General features: G+C 63.1%; 12 protein-coding genes. 7 read left to right on the plus strand and 5 right to left on the minus strand.

Features of this window, described 5'->3' with window-relative positions:
* Nucleotides 1-30 precede the first annotated feature (30 nt).
* Nucleotides 31-1,080, plus strand: a complete 1,050-nt coding sequence (locus QX010_RS19305) for an alpha/beta hydrolase (RefSeq protein WP_316181219.1) — start codon at nt 31-33, stop codon at nt 1,078-1,080.
* Nucleotides 1,081-1,091: 11 nt separating this feature from the next.
* On the opposite strand, the gene QX010_RS19310 is transcribed toward QX010_RS19305, so the two are convergent.
* Nucleotides 1,092-1,664 (minus strand): GNAT family N-acetyltransferase, encoded by a 573-nt coding sequence (locus tag QX010_RS19310; RefSeq protein ID WP_316181220.1) that lies wholly within the window; start codon nt 1,662-1,664, stop codon nt 1,092-1,094.
* Nucleotides 1,665-1,989: 325 nt separating this feature from the next.
* Here QX010_RS19310 and QX010_RS19315 point away from each other — a divergent pair, with 325 nt between their 5' ends.
* Both QX010_RS19315 and QX010_RS19320 read left to right on the plus strand, forming a co-directional pair.
* A complete protein-coding gene (locus tag QX010_RS19315; RefSeq protein WP_316181222.1) occupies nt 1,990-3,504 on the plus strand; it encodes a hypothetical protein in 1,515 nt (504 codons plus the stop codon).
* Between the two features lie 245 nt (nt 3,505-3,749).
* Entirely contained in the window at nt 3,750-5,303 is a 1,554-nt protein-coding gene (locus QX010_RS19320) for a hypothetical protein (protein ID WP_316181223.1), read from the plus strand.
* Between the two features lie 19 nt (nt 5,304-5,322).
* Here the strand turns inward: QX010_RS19320 and QX010_RS19325 are convergent, their stop codons facing one another.
* Nucleotides 5,323-6,582 (minus strand): Hsp70 family protein, encoded by a 1,260-nt coding sequence (locus tag QX010_RS19325; protein WP_316181224.1) that lies wholly within the window; start codon nt 6,580-6,582, stop codon nt 5,323-5,325.
* A 318-nt stretch (nt 6,583-6,900) separates the two neighbouring features.
* Here QX010_RS19325 and QX010_RS19330 point away from each other — a divergent pair, with 318 nt between their 5' ends.
* The gene (locus tag QX010_RS19330; protein ID WP_316181226.1) at nt 6,901-8,241 is read left to right on the plus strand and encodes a hypothetical protein; all 1,341 of its coding nucleotides are present in this window, start codon (nt 6,901-6,903) and stop codon (nt 8,239-8,241) included.
* 813 nt (nt 8,242-9,054) lie between these two features.
* Here QX010_RS19330 and QX010_RS19335 read toward each other — a convergent pair.
* Complete coding sequence (locus QX010_RS19335) at nt 9,055-10,797, minus strand: PLP-dependent transferase (RefSeq protein ID WP_316181227.1); 1,743 nt, start codon at nt 10,795-10,797, stop codon at nt 9,055-9,057.
* A gap of 92 nt (nt 10,798-10,889) precedes the next feature.
* Here QX010_RS19335 and QX010_RS19340 point away from each other — a divergent pair, with 92 nt between their 5' ends.
* The 3 genes from QX010_RS19340 to QX010_RS19350 all read left to right on the plus strand — a co-directional run bounded on the left by QX010_RS19340 (nt 10,890) and on the right by QX010_RS19350 (nt 15,685).
* The gene (locus tag QX010_RS19340; protein WP_316181229.1) at nt 10,890-12,449 is read left to right on the plus strand and encodes a hypothetical protein; all 1,560 of its coding nucleotides are present in this window, start codon (nt 10,890-10,892) and stop codon (nt 12,447-12,449) included.
* Between the two features lie 703 nt (nt 12,450-13,152).
* Nucleotides 13,153-14,382 (plus strand): APC family permease, encoded by a 1,230-nt coding sequence (locus tag QX010_RS19345; protein ID WP_316181231.1) that lies wholly within the window; start codon nt 13,153-13,155, stop codon nt 14,380-14,382.
* 25 nt (nt 14,383-14,407) lie between these two features.
* Nucleotides 14,408-15,685, plus strand: coding sequence for an MgtC/SapB family protein (locus QX010_RS19350; RefSeq protein WP_410051962.1), 1,278 nt, complete (start codon nt 14,408-14,410; stop codon nt 15,683-15,685).
* Nucleotides 15,686-15,696: 11 nt separating this feature from the next.
* On the opposite strand, the gene QX010_RS19355 is transcribed toward QX010_RS19350, so the two are convergent.
* Both QX010_RS19355 and QX010_RS19360 read right to left on the minus strand, forming a co-directional pair.
* Nucleotides 15,697-17,658, minus strand: coding sequence for a putative bifunctional diguanylate cyclase/phosphodiesterase (locus QX010_RS19355; RefSeq protein ID WP_316181234.1), 1,962 nt, complete (start codon nt 17,656-17,658; stop codon nt 15,697-15,699).
* A gap of 240 nt (nt 17,659-17,898) precedes the next feature.
* Nucleotides 17,899-18,456 carry an HNH endonuclease gene (locus QX010_RS19360; RefSeq protein WP_006610584.1) on the minus strand — a complete coding sequence of 186 codons (558 nt, stop codon included), beginning with the start codon at nt 18,454-18,456 and terminating at the stop codon, nt 17,899-17,901.
* Nucleotides 18,457-18,509: the final 53 nt, after the last annotated feature.

Genomic DNA, 18,509 nt, shown 5'->3' on the forward strand with positions numbered 1-18,509 from the left:
AACGGCACATCGGAACCAGGAGCCTCCGCCATGCCGACCGTTCTTCGCCCCAGCCGCCGCTGCTTCCTCACCCTTGCCGGAACCGCCGTTGCGGCCCTTCAACTCGGCTCCAGCGCTGGGCAGGCGCAGGGCTTCAAGTCGGCGTCGAAGCTGCCGGAGATCCGCCCGGGGGCGGGGACGTCGCTCGGACCGATCAAGCAGGTCACGGCCGGCGAGGTCAGCATCGGCTATGTCGATACAGGTCCAGCCGATGGGCCCGTAATCATCCTGCTGCACGGCTGGCCGTACGACATCCACAGCTTCGCCGACGTCGCGCCGGCGCTGGCCGCGTTCGGCCATCGCGTCATCATTCCGCATCTGCGCGGCTACGGCACGACGCGGCTGCTGTCGCCGTCCGCGTTGCGCAGCGGCCAGCCGGTCGCCGTCGCCGCCGACATCGTCGCGCTGATGGACGCGCTTGCGATCAGGATCGCAACCCTCGCCGGCTACGACTGGGGCGCGCGCACCGCCAACATCATCGCGGCGCTGTGGCCGGAGCGGTGCAAGGCGATGGTCTCGGTCAGCGGCTATCTGATCGGCAGCCAGCAGGCCGGCCGCATGCCGCTGCCGCCGGCCGCCGAGCTGCAATGGTGGTATCAGTTCTACTTCGCGACCGAGCGCGGCCGCGAGGGCTACGACAAGAACCGGCGCGACTTCGCCAGGCTGATCTGGCAGACGGCCTCGCCGAAATGGACGTTCGACGACGCCACGTTCGCGCGCAGCGCCGCCGCCTTCGATAATCCCGATCACGTCGACATCGTCGTGCACAATTATCGCTGGCGGCTCGGCCTCGCGCAGGGCGAGGCGAAATACGATGCGCTGGAGGCGAAGCTCGCGCCCTTTCCTGACATCAGCGTCCCCACCATCACGATGGAGGGCGATGCCAACGGCGCGCCGCATCCGGCGCCAGAAGCCTATGCCAGGAAGTTCACCGGCCGCTACGAACACCGGCTGATCACTGGCGGCATCGGCCACAACCTGCCGCAGGAGGCGCCGCAGGCGTTTGCGCAGGCGGTGCTTGACGTGACGGCGAGCGCGTAGCGACGACGATCTCAGGCGGGAGCGCGTTGCTTTTCTTGGCGTTGCAGCCACGTCTCGCGCCGCACGATCCATTGCTCGGAGCGGGTCTCGCCATTGTGGTGCGCGACCTCGATGAAGCCGACGAACTCGGCGCCCGTCTTCTGCTTGACCCGCCGTGACGCGATGTTGCTCGCGACGTTGCAGACGGTGAACTGATCGAGGCCGAGCGGACCGAAGGCGAAGTCGTTCACGGCGGCGACCGCCTCGCTCATCAGCCCGCGATTCCAATAGGGCTCAGCGAGCCAGAAGCCGCGATGGCCCTTCGTCGATTCCATGCGCGGCCGGAAGTGAATGTTGCCGATGGCCTCGCCGTCACCGTCGCGCAGCGCCAGCACCCATTGATACAGCTCCTCGCCGGCCGCGATCCTGTCGAGCTGCAGCCTCACGAAGGTCTCGGCGCCGTCGGGAGGATAGGGCCACGGAACGACGGCTGCGAGGTTGCGGATGACGTTCCAGTTGTCGAACCCACGCTGGATCGCCGGCGCATCGGCGAGCGACAGCGGCCGCAGGATCAGACGGGCGGTCTGCAACGTGGGCGAGAGCATGACGCCATGTTGTCGTTTACCAAGCTCGTCCGCAAGCCGGGGTTGCTCCGCCGCCCGACTCGCATGTCATTGATAATTCGCATCGGGCGTCGCCATTAAGGTTGCCAGGAACTTTCACGCCCGTGCTGGAGCCCGATACTTCCACAACGTTGCATTGCAGTGCATGAATTCGGGCACACGCAACCTGCGCGACTGCAGCGTGCGTACAACCGTCGCAGGAAACTGTGCCGGCTCGGGCTCAGGGTTGCGCCCGAACGTCAACCATTCGTCTGCCGCGAGATCATCACGCAGATCTTGGGCGGGCGCGATTCGGGGTGTCGTGGACATGAAGCGCAAAGCGGCGGATCGTCAGTTACGTCGTCTGCAGGCGGAGCAGAGCTTCGATCCACGCACATGGCGCGATCGGCAGCTCGGCCGTGCCGTTCCGTTCTACGGCTCGGAGCTGTTCCAGCTCGGCTGCCCGCCGCTGGCGTCGTTCATCGCCGCGTTCCTCGGCTGTCTGATGACCCTGCATCTGAGTGCAACCGGGCTGTCGCCGCTGATTGCCTCGGCGGCGGCGGCTTTGCTGCTGTGCGCCTCGCTGATCCTGACACGGACCGCGGATCTGGTGCCGAGCACGTTCTTCTCGTCGGCCTATGGCGGCAGCTTCGTCGGCATGACTCCGGTGGCGCTGTTGAACGCAAGCGTCATTCGCGCCGGCCTGCCGCTCGACGCCGCCTTCGTTCTGCTCTCGCTGTTCTGTGGACTGGTGTTCTGTCTGGGCTGTGCGCTCGACATGTGGCTGCGTGGCGGGCTCGCGCGCGGCTATGGCGGACGACTGGGCGCGCTGGCGGCGGTCGCTTCGTTCCTGTTCGTCGGTCTCGCGCCGCTGCTCGGCACCGAGGGCGAGCTGTTTCCGATCGCGCGCCGCGGCGTGCTGGAGCAGGGGCTCGGCAGCACCGCGCTCACCTTCGCGTTGTGCGCGGTCGGCATGCTGGCGACGATGGCCGCCTTGCGCTGGGCGCCCGTGGCAGGGTCGCGCCGCGCGGTACGCATCTTCGTTGCGGCGTCGGTGGCCTTTGCCGGCCTCGTGGCGCTGCAGCTTCTGCCCAGCGGGGCCCCTGATCTCGACGCCTATTCTGCCGGTTGCTTCGTCGGCATGTCGTCGTCGCGGCGGCTGCGCAGCCTGCCGCAGGCGATGGCTGCGGCGGTGCTGCTGACGGGCCTGTTGATCCTCACCGGTCCCATCCTGCCGAGCGTCGGCGGCAGCCTCGGATACATCGCCTTCGTCTCGGTCATCTTCGTGGATGCTGCGGTTCGTCTGTTCGTCGAGGCAGGGGAATCGCCGTGGCAGACCGTCCTCGCCTGGACGCGGGGACTCGTCGCCACACTCGCCATTTTCGCGGTGCTGCTCGCCAGCGAGCTGATGTTTCAGCCGCCGGTGGCGGAGCCCAACGGTCCGTTCGTGAACGCGGACAAAGCCGCCGCGCCGGTGCGGACCACGATGCCCTTACACGACGAGGATCGGCGCGATGGCGCGGCGTTCGGCGAGCCGGCCTCGGCCGCTGACACAGCGCCGGATCTGCCGCTTCAGATCCTGAATCCGGAGGGCGCCAATCCGCTCGCCCTGCGGCCCTCGAGTGAGCCGGCCCAGGAGTCCGCGTCGCCCGCGTCTGCAGAGCCGTCCCGGCGGATCGGTCGCGATGGTCGGCCGGCGGGCGTCCTGGCTGCGCGGCTGAAGCGCCAACAGACACGGGTGGTGCCGCACGCGACGACCCGACAGCACATCATGGCCCGCCATGAGGTGCAGCAGCCCGTGCCGGAGTGGCGACCTGATCCGTCGACGTTGGCGGGCCCCTGACGGGCCGCGAGCATTTTTGCGGCCATAACCCGACTCGGCCATACCTCCGCACGCGTTTTGCCATGTTTTCACTGCATCGTGCACACAGCGGTGCTTAGCGGATGATGCAGGCCCGTCCGGCTCTTGTCTTCTGCTCGTACGTCAGGACGCAAACGACGTGGGATCTTTCGCCCGCATCGCGGCTGTCGTTCGGCGTCAGGAGGAGGTGAGGGCCGAGCCGATCCACATTTGGGGGCGGTTCGCAGATGCAGCAGGCCTTTGATGGTGCGCCGTACCGGACGGGCCTGCCGGTCCTGTTCCAGCCGCGTCCTCAGCGGCGGCGTTCTGATCTCCCTGTTGCGCTTGTCGTGGCCTTCGCCGGCGCCTTTCTCGGTTGTCTTGCCACGCTGCATCTGAACGCGCTGGGCCTGTCGCCCGCGCTCGCCTCGGCGGCGGTGACGGTCGTGCTGTGCGCAGGCCTGGTCGTCGCGTCTCCGGACAACCTCGCCGCGACCACGTTTTCGTCCTCGGTCTATGGCGGCAGCTTCAGCGGCATGACTCCGATCGGACAGCTCAGCGAAAGCGTCGCTCGTACCGGATTGCCACAGGAGGCATCGCTCTATCTGCTGTCGATATCCTGCGGCCTGCTGTTCTGCATCTTCACTGCGATCGAAACCCGGCGGCGCGTCGTGCTGTTGCAGGGCTATGGTGGTCGGCTCGGCGTGTTGGCTGCGATCGGATCGCTGCTGTTCGTCACGCTCGGGCCGTGGCTCGCCGGACAAGGCGGATCGCTCCGTCTCGGGCATCTGAATCAATTCGACCAGGAGCTCGGTGGCTCGCTCGCGATCCTTGCGGCCTGTCTCGCCGGGACGTTCCTGACCATGGTCATGCAACGGCTTCCGCACGTCGCAGAGTCGGGGCGGGCAGCCCGCACCTTCGTCTCGGCCACGCTGGCGTTTGCCGGAATGGCGGTCATGCGAGGGCTCTGGTCCGACGAACGCTGTCTCGTCGATGCCTATTATGCCGGATGTTTTCTCGGGATGTCTTCGCCGCAGCGGCTGTCAGGCCGGTTGCAGCCGATCGTGGCCGCGCTGACGCTCACCGTGGTTCTGGTCCAGGCTTCGACGGTTCTGCCCCTGGTCGGCGGCAGCCTCGGCCTTGCGGCGTTCATTGCGGTGGCCGGCGTCGACCTGGCTTGGCGGACGGGTGGCGCGATGTCCGTTCCCCCATCCACGAAGCTCGCGCTTGGCCGAAGCCTGGCCGTCGCCGTGACGGCGGCGGGGTTTCTGCTGCCGAGCCATGTTTTTCACGGGCTGGCCGACGAGACGGCCGGCGTGGTCCTGCACGAGCCGGATCCGGCCGACACTCCTTCTGCTGCGGTCCAACCTGAAAGGCAGATCGTGGACGCCGTTCCGAACGCAGGCTCGCCGGCGCCGGTCGGGCCTGCCGTGGACCTCGATCCGGCCCCCGCCGCCGTCACCAAGGCCGAGGTCATTGCGATTGACGCCGCGCCCCTCGCAGTCGCTGCTCCCGCGGTCGGCGAGGCCCCGGCACCGCCGGTGCGCGCAGAACAGACTCGGACCCGGCGGACGAGTCGCACCGTGCCAGGCTATTCGCTGCCGCCTCGGGCGGATTCGGGACCCTGGGGCATCATCCGCAGCGGCGATCCCGGGCGGACCGGCGCGGCTGATGCCCGTCCGGTTCGCGCGAAACCCGCCGCTGTCCGTGCCGTCGTCCCGACATCGGCGGCGCCGCGCGCCCAGCTTCAGAACGCACCGAAGAAGCCGGCGCGGGCGGCCGCGACGGTCTCCCCCGAATGAGCCATTCCTGAAATTGGCGTCAGCCGAACTTGCGCCGCGCGTCGAGCGCGAGCCCGATGCCGACGCTGCCGAGCAGGTCGGTCTCGGCGATGCGCGCCGCCGGAAACAGCGCCAGGATGGCCTGACGCAGCGCCGGCACCATGCTCGAGCCGCCGGTGAGGAAGATGGTGTTGATGGCAGCAGCCTCGACGCCGGCATCGTCGAGCAGCTTCGTCACCGTGCCGACGACGCGCTCGACGGAATCGGCGATGGCGCGGTCGAAATCCTTGCGCGTGAACTTGATGCGCGCCCAGTCGTCCTTCTCCGACAGCACCGAGGTCAGCGACTTCGCCGCGGTCAGCGCGATCTTGGCCTGCTCGACGCCGATCGCGAGCGTATGGCCGCGATGCTCCTCCACCACCTTGATGAAGCGGTCGACCAGATCGCGCCGCTCGGCCTCGTAGCGGATCTGGCGCAGCTCGCCGATCACGCCTCTCTTGTAGAGCTGGTTGATGCGGTGCCAGGTGGCGAGCTCATGGTAGTACAGCGTCGGCAAATTGCGCTTGCCGTCGGCGGTCAGGCTGCCATAGCCGAGATGCGGCATCACGCTCTTCAGGCTCAGCAGCCGGTCGAAATCGGTGCCGCCGATATGGATGCCGCCGTTGGCGAGGATGTCGTCCTCGCGATGCGCCTTGCTGCGCCGCTCAGGCGAGACGCGCACGATCGAGAAATCCGAGGTGCCGCCGCCGATGTCGACGATCAGCACCAGCTCTTCGTGCGCGACCTGCTGCTCGTAGTCGAGCGCGGCGGCGATCGGCTCATATTGGAACGCGATGTGTTTGAAACCCTGGTCGCGCGCGATTCCCTCCAGCGAGCTCTGCGCTTCCGCGTCGGCCGCATCATCCTTGTCGACGAAGCGGACGGGACGGCCGAGCACGACCTGGTTGATCTCCCTGCCGAGCCTCTTCTCGATCTGCGTCTTCAGATGCGCGAAGAAGAAGCCGAGGATGCCGGCAAACGGCACCGCCTTCTGCCGGATATAGGTCTTCTCGTGAATCAGCGCGGTGCCGAGGATGCTCTTCAGCGCGCGCATGAAGCGGCCGTCGTGGCCGGTCAGATAGCGCTCGATCGCGTTGCGCCCGAACTGGATGCCGTGATCCTCGAAATCGAAGAACATCGCGCTCGGCAAGGTCCGCTGCTCGCCCTCCAGGGGGATGAGCTGGGCTGAGGCATGATCGCTGAGGCCGACGGTGGTGTTCGAAGTGCCGAAGTCGATGCCACAATGGGCCGCTGCCGCCATGCTCGTCTCGTTTCAGTCCGGGGGGCGGTCCGCTTAGCCGTTTCGCACCGCAATGTCATGTGCGAATGTGAGCGGCCTAGAAATCATACGGTGGACTGGTCATCATTGACTGCTGGCGGCGACATCGTCCCGTGACCGCGCTATTGCTGATTTGCGGGAGCTCAATTTCTCTCAGTTCGCGATGGCTCGACAGGCCGGCAGGCCTATCGCCAAGACCAATGCCGGGTCAAGAACCGGATTTGGTCCAAAGCGAAAATACTTCTGGCGTCGAATCGTCCTAAGATTGGTTGTAATCCCAATTTTGACTTGGAGTTTTAGATGACAAATTCCATTTATTCGAAGATTCAAGAGACGTTCGGCAGCCAACCCAGAGACGGCTCGAAGCAAGGCGCTCTTTGGCATCGTAGGAGAGAAATTGAAGGACGGTTGTCCCAGCTCATATCGGCTAGATCTCAGAACGTGTGCGTCGATGGTCCCACGGGAAGCGGAAAGTCCTCGGTGGCTCTCACGATGCTGAGCACGATTGGGCAACCGTTCGTTTGGATCCCAGTCTACAATAAAATGTCATGGGCAGACTTCTGTGAAGAGATAGTAATCAAATATCGAGGAAGCCAAAGTGGCGGACGAAGTCGAAAATCTGTATCGCTTGAGATAGATTCGGCGAAGCCCCTTGCGGGCGGCGAACTGATAAATCCATTGAAGCTTCTTGATAGGCTCACTTTTGCCGCGAAGGACGCCGGAGCCAAAGTCTCGGAAGCACGTAAAGCAGCGAGAGACTGGAAAATCGCAGATGTGGAGGGGTTTATTGACGCTAGCGGGCATTGTCTGCTGATCGACGATTTTGAAAAGGCGCCCGATCCACTTGTTCAAGCGATCGCAGACCTTTGCAAGCGGCTGACTACGCGGCCAGTCCCGAAGTGCATCATAATTGGGACGGGTGATACCTTTGCTCGTCTTTACCAGGCTGATGAGGGGCTCGACGGCAGGCTCGCAGAGTTGCCAGTCGCTTCATTCGGAAACGATCGCGAGGTTTGGAATTATCTAAATGACGGATTCGATCGTTTGGATTTTGACAATCCGAGGTCGCTGCTTAGGAGTAAGCTTATAACTAAGGGTGAGGCTGATAGCTTGGAGATAGCGTTCTATGAGGCAGCCGATGGTATGCCAAAGTACATCAATGAGTTGGGTGTTCGAATATGTGAGAAGGTTCTTGATGAAAGCAGTCCGGGAAGGAGAGTTAGGGTGTCGCCGGCAGTGGCCGCCAGCCAAGCCGAGTTAATGTTGCAAGAAAATTTGAGTAGGTGCAACAAGCGAATTCGTGACGTTGAAGTCGAACTTCGAAAGAGTCTTGAGCTTCGTTTTGTTTTGAGGGCGATCTTTAAGATAGGTGCCAATGGAGTTCATGGTGTAGATAGGTTGGTTAGGTTTGTAATTGCATCTGAAGATGAGCATTTTTCGTACGACCAGTTCGTTGCGGGATTTGAGCGTCTTCGAAAGCTGGGCCTATACGTGCAAACTGGTAAATCCGGTGAGGTAATCTTTGCCAAGGACCCAATGTTCTCTCATGTGTTGGGTTTGATATGCAGCGATCCAAACCGCTTCGAAAAAGATCCCAATGTGTTTGGGTTGGTTGGTCAACGAAGCTTCCCCTTGCTCTAATCGACCTCGCCGCAACGCTACTCAGCCCGCCCTTAGAGGAGAAAGAGTAACTGCGCATCGTTCTTGTCCGACTCAATTAGTGTCGGGCGTCGCTGCTCGGCAGCTTCTGTCTTGTCGCACGGGAGCCACGGGCCTCGGATTATTGGAGATATCCAATATCCGATCGAATCGTTGGCGAAGCGGACCCTGTGGCTCGGACCACGGTCTCGCCCCAAGATCCGGGTTCGATATGATCCGCGCAGGGATCAGTCGCGTTTCAAGTCGTAGAAGCAGGACAATGGAACTCGAATACCCTGTCCGCGCGAGATGTGATCCAGAAGCGATTTGTTGATTAGATAGGACTTGCCGTCGACTGCGAGAGCGTTGGCGTTGTCGTGAACGATAAAGTCGTGGTTGCCTGCCATCCCAAGGATGAGCACAAGATGTGAATCGCGAAGGTTGGGCGACACCCGTGCAAGATCGACGCTCAGGATTAATACGTGCGTCTCGGTATCTTGTCGGACTTCGCGCGAACTATACTCTGAGAAGAGTCGCGATCTTAGGCCGTAACGCGTCAGCAGTGATACGAGTGGTCGGTGGTAAGCCCCTCGAATTTCTCCGTTCGAACCTTCCTGAAACACGCCCAACGCACAGGCGTCCTCTGTGAGCTTCCAAGGGGACGGAGCGCGCCCATTCGCCCCGAGTATGAGCGAACGTACGCAAGCGATTCCGCATACATGCGGTGCCCACTTTACAAAGTCAGCACTACTGCCCGCAAACTCGCGCCAAGGCTCAGGCCCGAGCGGGCGTTTGGGAACGAAGGGGATACCCCGTTTAGGGTCGAACTGAGGCATACAATGTGAAGCGCACTGCCTCCATTATAGCATGTTCTGCTTCATGCCCGATGCCCAGACGTATCCTGCCAGGTTCAATCAGCTCAGACCCAGGTGACGTAACAGCCTCCTTGGCATTACGTGAACTAAAATGTTCGAACGTAGTGTACAATGCTCCGAACGTGCACCCGAATGCCAAGGGAAAGGTTTCGTCAAGGCTGTGCGCCGCAATGATTTGCTCTGCGCGAGCAGCGAATTCCGCAGGAATTCTGAACGATAGCTGACCTCCAGCAAATGCGTTGACCTTCCGCAAATCAGGAAGCCGAACATCGTCTACAATGTGAACACTTCGCAGCATGTCGGCGATCGCTTCAGCCTTCTTGCTGATGGCTGCCACACGATCAGGTAATGTCCTCAAATGCGTGAGCAACGTGCCGGCGGCTTCCGGCGAGAGCGCCATACCCAGGCGGGTACAGAGAATTCTCGTGGGCTCCACGCCACTCGGCGGGCCCATCACTGCGCCTCCGATCGTCTCGCCGGCCGAAGGGTATTTGGAAAGAGAGAGGACTATGACGTCGGCGAGACCCAGTTCGGTCAGCCGTTGCAACGGCTGTACGGAAGTATCTACGACCAGACGGGCATTCGTGGATCGTGCCAAAGCTGACAGCGCTTTCAAGTTCGGGCATTGCAGGGTCCAATTCGTCGGGTGATCGCAAAAGATCACGTCGACCTGGTGGGCCAATCCCGTCAGATCGCCGGAAAGGTCGGCCTCGTGTATCGTCCAATTAAAATCGAAGGCTAGCCTTTTGAGATGCGTTCTGGTTTCGTAGTAGGCGGACCTATCGATCAGTACACTGCCACCGGGCGGCGTATGCGCCCATATCGCAAGCAAGGCAGCGGTCAGGCCAGAAGGCAGAAGCAAGCAATCGCGGGAGCCGACCAAGTTGGTCAGAATTTCGCTGACTTGTGCCCCGTTCGGATGGCGGGTACGGGCATAATAATGACCGGGAATCTCGCCGCGAAGCGAGCGGTTGCGGTCAAGCGCCGAGGGAAACACCTGTGCTACGCCACGCGCAACAATCCCCTGGCGCGCTGGAAGGCGAGGAAATCCAAGCGAAATTGCGCTAGCCTCCGGAGGTGTGAGGACCTCGTTAAACTTTGCCTCTTCTCCAATTTCTTCGGCCCACCAGCGAGTGCCGTATTCGAAGTGCCACCACTCTTCCTGAATGCCGACAAATCCCGCGCGGAGCATCGCATCCCGCAGAATTTGGCGGTATGATCGCGTGTGCTCTTCGGCCTCATTTTGCGGCTCGTGGTGCTCGAAGTAGTCGGCGCGGCCAAACTCGCTAAAATCATCGAACTCGCCTAGACTCTGGTCCGTATCGTCGATCCATATGGTCACATCGACCGCTCCACCAGTCGTGTGCGGAGGAGCCTTGTCGGCCGAGGGAATGCGGACGAACTGCGCAGTAATCGCATCGATTTCAGCCGGTGATTTCTCCGGATAGAGCTGTGCAAAACGCGCTCTTTCCCGCGAGAAGAGGTGGCGTTGCGTTTCCATGGATCGCAGCGCGTCCCATACCAGCAGCTGTCCTCGGCCATCCGTCTTTGAGCGGATTTCGTGATCAACCCCCCGGAGCCGCTCCAATACCTCGGCTTGCAGCCAGGGATGCAGCATGGTGCCTGGAAAATCCCAAGCAACGTAACGAAGCTTGCATTTGATCCCGGTGACCTCAACGAGCATGGCAACCCCTCCTGGGTTGCACACTAAGGTTTCTGCCTTCGATTACTAGCGCTACACTTGCTACACTTCACGCGCACGCAGGAAATTTTCATATGATTATTCAATTGCTTAGTCATCGCGCCGTGGTAAATGGCGAGCAGAGAACACCGGCAATAGCGGTGAAGTTTCTGCTACTTCTCGTATATGCGGCCCGCTCCAACTGGACACCCGTCGTGAGCGGTCGCGCCGCCTCGGTTCTCGGGATCGCCCCTGGAAGCAGCTTCCGGACCGCGGTTTCGAGAGCGCTGAAAACCATCGAAAACAAGTGGGGTCTTTTGGGAGCAATCGACTATGCCAACCGAACAGCGGGCCCGTGGACCCTTAAGAAAGATCGGCTGGAGAGAATAATAATTCAGTCCGAAAACCGAGAAGCCACACTAGAGGACATAGCCGACTTCATCGGGCTTGACCCGCCACCCCCAGTGCCTCCGCCTGTAGACGCGCAGGAATTCGCTGTCGACACCACTACGCGCCTATATCCTCCCGAGCTTGCTGTCATTGTCGAAAGCGACGCCAAGTTCTCCGTGGGCGCCCTGGACGAAACAGAACGATTGCTGCAATCAGCTCTGACCGCAGCCAAGACCAACTCTGATACTCTAATGATAGCCGTATGCCTGCAAAGACTGGTGCAGGTGTATCGCGCAAACGAAAATCACGCGAACCTGCTGCTCACCTATCGGAGGCTCAAGTCTATTTCAAAATCTCTATCGACCCCTCATTATCGGGAATTCTTTTCAGCGTCGGGGGCAGTTGCATACGCTTGGTATCTCTATTCCTTCAAACGAAGATACGCCAGAGCACAGGATGTTCTGAACAACATGACGCCGAACGGCCTCGCCGTCTCGGCTGTGCGCATCAGCTGGCTCAATATTCAAGCGCTAATTCAACGCCGCCTGGTACTGGCGCTTGTTGAAGAGGGCGCAGATCCGGGAGCGGTGGATCATCGTGCACAAAACACATTATCCTTGCTCAAGATTGCTCTCTACGAAAGTCTGATGCTGAATTCCTCGTATCAGCTTCATCAAGTTACAGCTAATTTTGCGAACGTCCTTTCCGCATTTCTCACCCACACACGCTCACTTGATGACGTGCAACCAAAACGTCTCACGCGAGACATGTTTGGATTACTTTCGTGTTCCAACCTGCTCTGTGAATTTTTTCATTTTGGACGGGACGACGTATACAATGCGATCTTCACGCTTGGCATTTGCCGCCGACATCAGATGACTTTTGGAGACTTTCTGGAAGTATCCGGCGAGATTGCTCCTAAATGGACCAGCGAGCTTACGGCTCAACATGGAGGATTGGCAAATTACGGAGCCTTCGAATTTGATAGAGCGGCAACAATGCATCGAGGCTTTGGACTCGAACAGCGCTTTCAGCTCTCGTTCGAAATAGTCTGGCGCTCGATTTTCGATGCAGACCTCGAAGTATTTCAGAAGTACTGTGATCCGTTCGCTCACGCATGCTGGAGCCTCCAGGAGCGCGACGAGAAGGAGCGTCACCATGTGCGCAACAAAGTAAATGAGCTTCGAAAGCTCCTATCCCAGCGATTGTCACGAAGCGAAAAATGGTCGGACGCCGCTAGCGGCTTACGCGACTTACCGCTGTAGCGGAGACAACGACTGCTCTTATCACGCGACTTGATCGCAACGGATAGATTGCCCCACAAGACCAACATCCTCAAAACTGTTGGCCCGGCGACCGACGGAAAATCAACGCTACTTGATTGAGGGCCGGTAGACACGATGCGATTGCCGAAGATGCCGAGCAGCGCGGTTAAACTGTCATCACTTCATGTATTTTCACAAAAAAGGCGGCCTTCTGCCAAAAGGGTTTCGCGCTTACTCTTCGCTGATATTCCTGTTGGGCCGGGGAGTCGTCGGTGGGGAAAGGAGGTCGTCGGCCAACGCGGCTTTGTTCGCTGCACGAAAGCGACGGTAGGCATCATCCGACATTCGAGCGGTGCGATCCACCTCGGTGGCTCCGTGCTCATTAGCAATTTGGATTTGGTAGCTCACAAACGTCTTTAGGCTCGGTCTTCCCTGCGCCCTCTCGTTTCGAGAGGAGATCGATCAGCACGGCTCGGGCCCATCGTGCCGCGAGAGTGCGAAGTCATGTCTCGACGCGGCGCATCTCAAGTTGGCCGATGGCCGTGAAGGCGAACGCGCCTCGCGAAGAAGGCCCGGCGGCCGAATGCCGCAGCAGCCGGCCGCGGGCGCGCGCTCCGGATTGACCGAGATCAACAGGGCTCGCGCCTGCTCCCTTAAGCCCCTACAACTCCGTTGTTCGTCGTGATCAGGAATGGAATTCGTGGTGCCGCAAGATCCAATCGTGCCTGCGTCCGGCTTGCGGCGGCGGCTCGGGCTGCCACTGCTCGTCCTCTATGGCACGGGCGTGACCGTCGGAGCCGGCATCTACGTCCTGATCGGCGCGGTCGCCGGTCATGCGGGCGTCCATTCCTCCTGGGCCTTTGCGCTGGCCGCGTTCGTGATGGCTTTCACCGCCGCCTCCTATGCCGAACTCGCGACCCGCTATCCCGTGAGCGCCGGCGAGGCCGCCTATGTCCGCGCGGCCTTCAAGTCGCGGCTGTTGTCGACGGCGGTCGGCACGCTGCGGCTCGCCACCGGCATCATTGCGGCGGCGGCGGTGACGCTCGGCGGTGCCGGCTACATCCGGCAGCTGATCGACCTGCCGACGCCGTTGATCGCGATGGCGATCGTGGTCGCGCTCGGCATGGTCGCGTCCTGGGGCATTCTCGAATCGGTGATGCTCGCAGGACTGCTGACCCTGATCGAGACCGGCGGGCTGCTGTGGATCATCGTCTCGGCCGTCCACTCCGGCGTCGCGTTCGGCCCGGCCTTGCTGATCCCGCCGCCGCTCGAGCTCGGCGTTCTCTCCGGCATTACCTTCGCCGGCCTGCTGGCGTTCTTCGCCTTCGTCGGCTTCGAGGACCTCGCCAACGTCGTGGAGGAGGCCAAGCGCCCGCAGCGCAACATTCCGTGGGCGATGGCGCTCACGCTGCTGATCACCTCCGCGCTCTATGTGCTGATTGCCGCGATCGCGGTGACCGCGGTGCCGCCGGCCGTGCTGTCGGCCTCTCCGGCGCCGCTCAGCCTGGTGTTCAATGCCGTCGCCGGCATCAGTCCGGCCACCTTCAATGCGATCGCGATCGTGTCCACGCTCAACACCATTCTCGCCCAGATGACGATGACGGCCCGCGTCGTCTACGGCATGGCGGGGCAGGGCGACCTGCCGCGCATCGCCGGCCGGGTCGATCCCCGCACCGGAACGCCGCTGATCGCAACCGGCCTCGTCATGCTGGCGGTCGCGATCCTGGCGCTGGCCTTCCCGCTGGAGCGGCTGGCGGAAGGCACCTCGCTCGCGACGCTGACGATCTTTGCCATCGTCAATCTGTGCCTGCTCCGGATTCGCATCCGGCGCATCGGGTCGGATGCTCCCCATGTCAGGGTGCCGCTATGGATTCCCGCACTCGGTCTCATCACATGTCTGCTGATGATCGTCAGCGCATTCGTCGCGCCGTGAACAGGTGTGATTCAGGACGATGGCGATGCCGGATGTCATGAGCCTCAGCCCCGAGATCATCGCGATCGTCGTCGCACTCGGCATCGGATTGCTGATCGGTCTCGAGCGCGAGCGGCGCAAGGGCGAGGGACCCGGTCGCTCGTCCGCGGGGTTGCGGACCTTTGCCGTGGCGTCGCTGGCCGGCGCGATCGGCATGCTGATCGGCGGCAAGCTGCTGCTGGCCGTCGTCACCGCCGGAATCATGGTCCTGACGGCGATCGCCTATTGGCGTTCGCGCAGCGACGATCCGGGACTGACCTCGGAGGCGGCGCTGATCCTGACCGTCCTGCTCGGCGGCCTCGCCACCGAGCGTCCGGCCCTGGCGGCCGGCGTCGCCGTCGTGCTGGCGGTGTTGCTCGCGGCGCGGCCGATGCTGCACGATTTCGTCCGTTCGGTGCTCAGCGAGAGCGAGCTCAAGGACGGCCTGATCTTTGCCGCGGCGACGCTGGTCGTGCTGCCCCTGCTTCCGGATCAGCCGATCGGTCCGTTCGGGGCGGTCAACCTGCGCGGCATCTGGACGCTCGTGGTGCTGATGATGGCCATCGGCGCCGCCGGGCATATCTCGATGCGTCTGCTCGGCGCCCGCGGCGGGCTCGCGGTGTCCGGCTTCGCCTCGGGCTTCGTCTCCAGCACCGCCACGATCGGCGCGATGGGCGCGCGGGCGCGCAAGGCGCCGGAGCTTGGCGGTGCCGCCGCCGCGGGCGCGGCATTGTCGACGGTGGCGACCATCGCCCAGCTCGCCGCGGTGCTGGCCGTCACCAGCCTGCCGGCATTGCACGCGCTGCTGATTCCGCTGCTCTGTGCCGGCGCGGCGGCGGCGATCTACGGTGGGATCTTCACGATCGTCGGGCTGCGGCAGAGCGGCGCCGCCGACCTGCCGACGGGGCGCGCCTTCAGCCTGCCGGGCGCGCTGCTGCTGGCGCTGATGATCTCGGCGGTGCTGGTGCTCTCGGCCGCGTTGCGCGAGGCGTTCGGCGAAGCCGGCCTGGTGGCGAGCGCCGCCGTCGCCGGCCTGGTCGATACCCATGCGCCGGCGGTGGCCGCGGCCACGCTCGCCGCGTCGGGCAAGATCGGCGCCGCCGATGCCGTGGCGCCGGTGCTGGCGGCGCTGTCGGCGAACACGATCAGCAAGATCGTGGTGGCGTGGACCAGCGGCGGATCGTCCTTCGCCCTTCGCCTCGTTCCCGGACTCATCCTCGTGATTGCCGCCGCGTGGGCCGGCGCCTTCGGTCCGGGCCTCGCGCAGATGCTGGTCCTTCCGTGACCGCGCCGCGCCTACGCGCTGCGCGGCAAGGGCTCGCCTGCGGCAGCAGCACCGCTGCGATGCTGGACGAGCCACGCGATCGCGTCGTCCTCCTTCATCGGCTTGCCATACAGCCAGCCCTGTCCGTAGGAGCAGCCGAGCATGCGAAGGCACTCGGCATCCTGTTCGCTCTCGACGCCCTCGGCGATCATGCGGTGGCCGAGCGGCAGCGCCACCGCGGTGATCGCGGCGACGAGCTGCTGGTCCCGGCGGTTGCCGGCGATGCCGTGGATGAAGGAGCGGTCGATCTTGATGGTGTCGATCTCGACCGCCATCAGGTTGGCGATCGAGGAATGGCCGACGCCGAAATCGTCGATCGCAAGACCGAAGCCATATTGGTCGATCAGCTTCAATTCGTCGGCGCAGCGCCTGGGATCGAACATCGCCTCTTCGGTCACCTCGATCTCGATCCGGTGCGGATCGACGCCGTAGCGCTCGGAGACGGTCTTCAGGGTCTGCGCCGGCGAGTGCAGCGGGAATTCGCGCGGCGAGACGTTGATCGACACCCGGATGCCGTGCGCCTTCTTGCGGTCGAGCGCGCGCAGGAACGCGCAGACGCGCTCGCCCACGAACTCCGTGAGCTGGCCGGACAGGCGCAACCGGATCGCCGCGGACACGATGTCGGGCGGCGGAATCAATCCGGCGCTCGGGTGCTTCCAGCGCAGCAGCGCCTCGAAGCCGATGACCTCCTGGGTCGCCATCGCCACCTGAGGCTGGAATTCGACGTGGAGCTCGCGGCGGGCCAGCGCCGCCGGCAGCTCGGCGTCGAGCCGGCGCTGCAGTGTCAGCTCGGACTGCATCTTGGCGTCGAACACGCGCATGCAGGCGCGGCCGTCGTCCTTGGCGCGGTAGAGCGCGACGTCGGCGCGGGCGGAGAGCTCTTCCAGATCGATCGGGCCTTCCGCTTGCGTCGCGATGCCGATCGAGCAGCTGACGGGCAGCAACTGGCCCGCGATCGCGAGCGGCTGCGCGAGGGCGGCCATCAGCCATTCGGCGAGTGCGACGGATCGGCTCGCCACATCGTCGCCCTGCATGACGACGACGAACTCGTCGCCGCCCAGGCGGACCGGCAGATCCTCGCCGCGGCAGGCGGATTGCAGCAGCGCGGCGATGGCCTGAATGACCCGGTCGCCGGCATCGTGGCCGCGCGCGTCGTTGATGGTCTTGAAGTTGTCGACGTCGATCAGGAGGAATGCGACCCCGCGTCCGGAACGGCACGCCGCGGCGGCCACGGTGCGGAAGTGACTGCGATTGGCGAGCCCGGTGAGCGAGTCCGTGCGAACCAGACGCTCCAGGGCGTGATTGGCCTCGGCCACCGACTCCGCGAGCACCGTCGCTTCGATGGCGGTATTCTGGCTCGCGATGAAGTTGCGCTCGCCGAGCCGCGAGGCGCGGAACAGCATGAAGGTCAGGAACGCGACGTCGGCCGCGACGACGTAGTCGACGTCGCTGCCCGAGATCAGCATCCGCAGCACGGTCGCGCCCATCAGTGGCGCGCCGAAGGCGATCGCCATCGGCGAATAAGCGAGACTCTGGATGATGGCGCCGGTGGTGGTGCCGGCCATGATGAAGACGACGTCGTTGACGTTGTGCGCGCGGGAGAAGGCCGGCAGCGCGATCGGGACGATCGCCCACAGCACGCCGCTGGCGAAGGCCATGATGGTGAGATTGCGCAGCACGCGCTGTGCATCGCGCTCGATCCGTCCGGATGCCTTCAGGTACGACACCCATCCGGCGCGGAATGCGGCGAAAACGATGGCGGCGCCCAGCCAGCCGAAGATGAGGGTGCCGCCCTCCCTGAGATACAGCAGCAGCGCCAGCGAGGTTGCGATCGCCACGTTGGCAAACAGGGTCAGGGAAATGTTCTGCAGCGAGCTCGCCGCCTGGGCTTTCGCGAGCGCCGCCGCCTTGCACTCGGGGATTGCGGTCTGCATGCGCGGAACGGACAGCCTGCTCGAACAATGACGGAAGCGGGCAGCCATGATGGGGCCCACGCGGCAACGCGCGATCATGCTGAACAGGGGCCTAAGGCGGGGTTAATCCAGTCCATTATACCGCCGGACGGCCGCGCCATTCGGCCAGCGGATCGGGCGGCGGGGCATGCGCGGGCAACAGCCAAAGCGTCGCCGCGCCCAGGGCGACGTCCGCACCAGCTCCGACGACGTGCCGATCTGCTACGGATCGAGCTCGGTGTCCCAATAGAGATAGTCGAGCCAGCTATCATGCAGGTAGTTCGGCGGGAACAGCCGGCCGTTGCGATGGAGCTGGTGGACGGTCGGCGCATAGGGCGCCTGCTTGGGGAACATCTTGGCCTGCTGCGGCGTCAGATTGCCCTTCTTCAGATTGCAGGGCGAGCAGGCGGCGACGACGTTCTCCCAGGTGGTCTGGCCGCCCTTGCTGCGGGGAATGACGTGATCGAAGGTCAGGTCGTCGCCGGAGTGGCAGTACTGGCAGGCGAAACGGTCGCGGAGGAAGACGTTGAAGCGGGTGAAGGCCGGATGCGTCGACGGCTTCACGAAGGATTTCAGCGAAACCACGCTGGGCAGCTGGATCTCGAAGGATGGACTTCGGATCGCGCGGTCGTAGTACTCGACGATATTGACGCGATCGAGGAACACCGCCTTGATCGCGTCCTGCCACGACCAGAGAGACAGCGGGTAATAACTCAGCGGCCGGAAGTCCGCGTTCAGCACCAACACCGGCCAACCGCCTTGCGAGACATGTGCGTTCAAGTAACGCTCCTGGCCTCCATAACGGCTGCGAAGCAGCATGCCCTGACATACTA

The sequence above is a fragment of the Bradyrhizobium sp. SZCCHNRI1009 genome (genome assembly GCF_032487575.1).
Taxonomy (GTDB): Bacteria; Pseudomonadota; Alphaproteobacteria; order Rhizobiales; family Xanthobacteraceae; genus Bradyrhizobium.